Origin of the sequence: Rhodoferax ferrireducens (genome assembly GCF_003347515.1) — a bacterium.
Taxonomy (GTDB): domain Bacteria; phylum Pseudomonadota; class Gammaproteobacteria; order Burkholderiales; family Burkholderiaceae_C; genus Rhodoferax.
Genome location: NZ_QEII01000198.1, coordinates 1 through 3,502 on the forward strand (window position 1 = coordinate 1; position 3,502 = coordinate 3,502).

Annotated in this window: 5 protein-coding genes and 1 pseudogene; all 6 read left to right on the plus strand. The window is 57.7% G+C overall.

The window, feature by feature from the left end:
• Positions 1 to 315 (plus strand): annotated as a pseudogene (locus C5P05_RS02680) (ATP-dependent helicase); the annotation flags it as partial.
• A gap of 20 nt (positions 316 to 335) precedes the next feature.
• A complete protein-coding gene (locus C5P05_RS02685; protein ID WP_232834319.1) occupies positions 336 to 1,421 on the plus strand; it encodes a phosphoadenosine phosphosulfate reductase family protein in 1,086 nt (361 codons plus the stop codon).
• Positions 1,418 to 1,660 (plus strand): hypothetical protein, encoded by a 243-nt coding sequence (locus C5P05_RS02690; RefSeq protein WP_114968341.1) that lies wholly within the window; start codon positions 1,418 to 1,420, stop codon positions 1,658 to 1,660. The genes C5P05_RS02685 and C5P05_RS02690 overlap by 4 nt, the downstream gene beginning before the upstream one ends.
• Positions 1,657 to 1,806 carry a hypothetical protein gene (locus C5P05_RS33520; protein WP_157979196.1) on the plus strand — a complete coding sequence of 50 codons (150 nt, stop codon included), beginning with the start codon at positions 1,657 to 1,659 and terminating at the stop codon, positions 1,804 to 1,806. Before C5P05_RS02690 ends, C5P05_RS33520 begins: the two co-directional genes overlap by 4 nt.
• 94 nt (positions 1,807 to 1,900) lie before the next feature.
• The gene (locus C5P05_RS02695; protein WP_114968342.1) at positions 1,901 to 2,797 is read left to right on the plus strand and encodes a toprim domain-containing protein; all 897 of its coding nucleotides are present in this window, start codon (positions 1,901 to 1,903) and stop codon (positions 2,795 to 2,797) included.
• Positions 2,794 to 3,357, plus strand: coding sequence for an HNH endonuclease (locus tag C5P05_RS02700; protein ID WP_198674598.1), 564 nt, complete (start codon positions 2,794 to 2,796; stop codon positions 3,355 to 3,357). The genes C5P05_RS02695 and C5P05_RS02700 overlap by 4 nt, the downstream gene beginning before the upstream one ends.
• Positions 3,358 to 3,502 lie beyond the last annotated feature (145 nt).

Below are 3,502 nucleotides of genomic sequence, written 5' to 3' on the forward strand. Positions count from 1 at the left end.
CGCAAGGCCGCCATCGAGCATGTGCCCGGCACGCTGAAAGAACTCGTCGCCACCGGCAACCCCGCGCTGATGCGCAAGATGCTTTGGCCACAGGTTTGCTCAATCGTGCTGGAGGCCACCCCGGATATGGAAAAGGCCCAGCGCCGGGCCCAGGCCATCTATCACGAGCTCACTGGTGTGTTCGCTCAGGCGCGCATCGAGACAACGACCTGCGAAGCGCCAACGCCTGAGCTGCGTTCCAAGATCAAGGCGAACCAAATCCGTTTCATCAAGGGCCAGCAGGCGGCCCGCCGCAATGAGGCTGTGGCAGCATGAGTATCAAACACGTCATTTCTGTGAGTGGCGGCAAGGACAGCGCCGCCACCCTACTGCTGGCCATTGAGCGTTTTGGTAAGGCCAACCTCGTGCCGATCTTCTGCGACACCGGAAATGAGCATCAGGCCGTCTATGACTACCTGGTGTACATGGAATCCGCGCTGGGCATCACCATTACCCGCCTGCGTGCCAACTTTGATGCCGAGATTGCGGCCAAGCGCAAGTTCATCGCCTGTGACAAGCGCACCCGCCGTGAGTATGAAACGGCTCTCGTATTTGATGTGAACGGTGAACCAGTGCCAAAACGGGACGGCAGGGGCAACATCATCACCCGCAAGGTGAAGCGCGATGGCCAAGAAATTGACGAACCTGTACAGAAGACGCGAAAAATTGGTGGCGGCCGCAGGGTTCGATGGTCCAACAAGGGCAAGCGCCGGGCACTGGAATTGCTGCTCCCCACCGGTAATCCATTTTTGGACTTGTGCATGTGGAAGGGTCGCTTCCCATCCCGCAAAGCGCAGTTTTGTACCGAGGAGCTGAAACGCAACCCAGCCGTTGAGTTTCAGATGGCGCTGGTCGACGCCGGCCATACCGTAGTGAGCTGGCAGGGTATCCGGCGCGATGAATCTCAGAACAGACGCAATGCTAAGAAGTTTGAGACTGTCGGTGGCGGTCTCTATATTTTCCGGCCGATCGTCGAATGGACGGCGCTACAGGTTTTTGAGTACTGCGCCAGTCAGGGCGTAAAGCCCAACCCGCTGTACCTGCAGGGCATGGGCCGTGTGGGGTGCATGCCCTGCATCAACGCAAACAAAGCCGAGCTGAAGCAGATTGCTGACCGGTTTCCTGAGCATGTGGAACGAATCCATGCATGGGAACTGCTGGTGGGCACCGTGAGCAAGCGCCAGGCCGCGACCTTTATCCCGGCGCCAGGTATCACGCCGGCGCAGGCGGTTGACCATGGTATCTACGCCGTGATCGATTGGGCGCGCACCACACGTGGCGGCAAGCAGCGCGATCTCCTGGCCATCTTGGACGATCACTCGGGCTGCAGCAGCTCTTATGGGTTGTGTGATCAAGCCAGCCATGAATTGGAGGTGGCATGAACCTAAACCACTTCACTATTCAGGCAGGCGCGCGCTGCCATGCGGTGTACGCGATACCCGGCACAACAGGCGCTTTGCACAGCATTGGTGACACCCTCACTCAAGAGGGTGCCGACAAGATTGCCCGTGAAGCCAATGAGCTGCAGGAGAAGCAGGAGCGGGCACTTGTCATCGCCGCGCTTCATCCAGCAGATCGTCCCATTCCAAAGGGTTTCTACACCGATTTGGACGCAGCATGACCCAACTCCCCTTGCAACTGCCGCTGACCTTGGAGCAAATGTGCATGGATGCTCAAAAGCGCCTGAAGGCCTTCGTCAATCGCAGCGCTGGCCAGCACATCCGCGCCATGAACGCGGCAACGAAATCAAGCAAGGCAGCGATATGAAGCTGATCTGGCAATCCCCAAACATGTTCTATTACGCAGGCCTGTATCTCAAGGTTGGAAATAAGCGTTACCGACTTCTGAAAGTAGGTGCACGATGAATTTCGAGCAAGCCCTTCGAATTGCCGGCCTGATGCCGCGTGAGATTGTTGCTGACGGCAAGATTCGTCGCTGCCCCACTGAGACAACCCCAAAAAAGCGCAACGGCTGGTATGCCCTTCACCTGGACGGCCACGGAACTTGGGGTGACTGGACATCTGGCAGCGGCCAGGCCCTTGGCACTTGGAAGGACGACAACGCCACCCAGCAGGCGGTATCGCCCGAGGTGGTCGCCAAGATGCAGGCCCAGCGTGACCGTGAGCGCCAGTACCGCATTCAGTCGGTGCGCAGCGCGCGTGCTTTTTGGAACAAGTGCCACCCGCTGTCCCTGCCGCACTCCTACATCGTCAACAAAGGCCTGTTGCCGCTGGGTTGCGCCGGTGTGCGCACGCATGACGGCCTGCTGGTCATTCCCGTGATGCTGGGCGACTCGCTGATCTCCATCCAGACCATCACGCATGACGGCGTGAAGAAGTTTTGGCCCGGTGCGCCGGTCAAGGCGGGCTGCTTTGTGATGCGCCGCGAACGCGCCGTGATCACTATCTTTGTTGAGGGATTTGCCACAGGGCTTGCGGTGTACCAGTCGGTTCGCAATTCAACTGTGATTGTGGCCTTCGATGCGGGCAATCTGATGCCCGTGGCTGACCGCATCCGCCCCAAAGGTAGCGTCGTATTTGCTGCTGACAACGACCATGCCACGCAACTCAAGCGCGGCATGAATCCAGGCATTGAGAAGGCCACCAACGCCGCCGAATTGATTGGGGCAGGGGTTGCCTACCCCGAGGGGATTGAAGGCAGCGACTGGGCCGATTACGCCCGCGAGATCGGTGAAGGCAGCGCCCGAAAGATTGAGCGCCAGATTCTTGCGAAAGCTAAGTATGTGGTGGCTTCATGAGTCTTAAAAAAGGAACTCCTGAGTACGCTGAATTTCGCGCAAAGCGCCGCGAATACATGCGCTCAAGATATGCAGCTATGACGCCTGAGCAAAAGGAGATTGAGCGTGCTGTGCACCGCAAATGGCACCACGACAACAGAGACGTTCAACTGGGAAAAATGAAGGTTTGGCGCGAAGCAAACCCAGGTTCGTCAATTGAATCCAGCTTGGCATGGCGCGAAGCGAATCCCGGCGAGCAAGCCAAGCTGAACAAGGCTTGGAAAGACGCGAATCCAGACACACACAGAGTTTCCCATGCGGCACGTAGAGCCCGGACTGTAAAGGCTGGAGGGAAGTTCACCGCGAAGGACGTGCAAGCGCTGCTGGTCAAGCAAAAAGTTAAGTGCGCGGTATGCCGCACATCCATAAAAAACGGTTACCACGCTGACCATATTCATCCGTTGGCGCGTGGCGGGTCAAACGACAAACTGAACATTCAGCTTTTGTGCCAGCCCTGCAATCAGAGTAAGCACGCAAAAGACCCCATTGCATTTATGCAGGGGAGGGGGTTCCTTCTCTGATCTAAAGCCCTCAGGAGCCTCCTGACGCCTCCCCATAGAGCGAATCTTGGACATCCCTGCATGGGGATAAGTGGGGAAGAAACACAGGCACTCCAACAGCCGGAGATAAACGCCTCGCAGCCTTCGATGGGGACTGCACAAGTTA

Excerpts from the sequence above, each read along its gene's own strand:
- C5P05_RS02690 (WP_114968341.1), top strand. The coding sequence starts at position 1,418 with ATGAACCTAAACCACTTCACTATTCAGGCAGGCGCGCGCTGCCATGCG.
- C5P05_RS33520 (WP_157979196.1), top strand. The coding sequence starts at position 1,657 with ATGACCCAACTCCCCTTGCAACTGCCGCTGACCTTGGAGCAAATGTGC.
- C5P05_RS02695 (WP_114968342.1), top strand. The coding sequence starts at position 1,901 with ATGAATTTCGAGCAAGCCCTTCGAATTGCCGGCCTGATGCCGCGTGAG.
- C5P05_RS02700 (WP_198674598.1), top strand. The coding sequence starts at position 2,794 with ATGAGTCTTAAAAAAGGAACTCCTGAGTACGCTGAATTTCGCGCAAAG.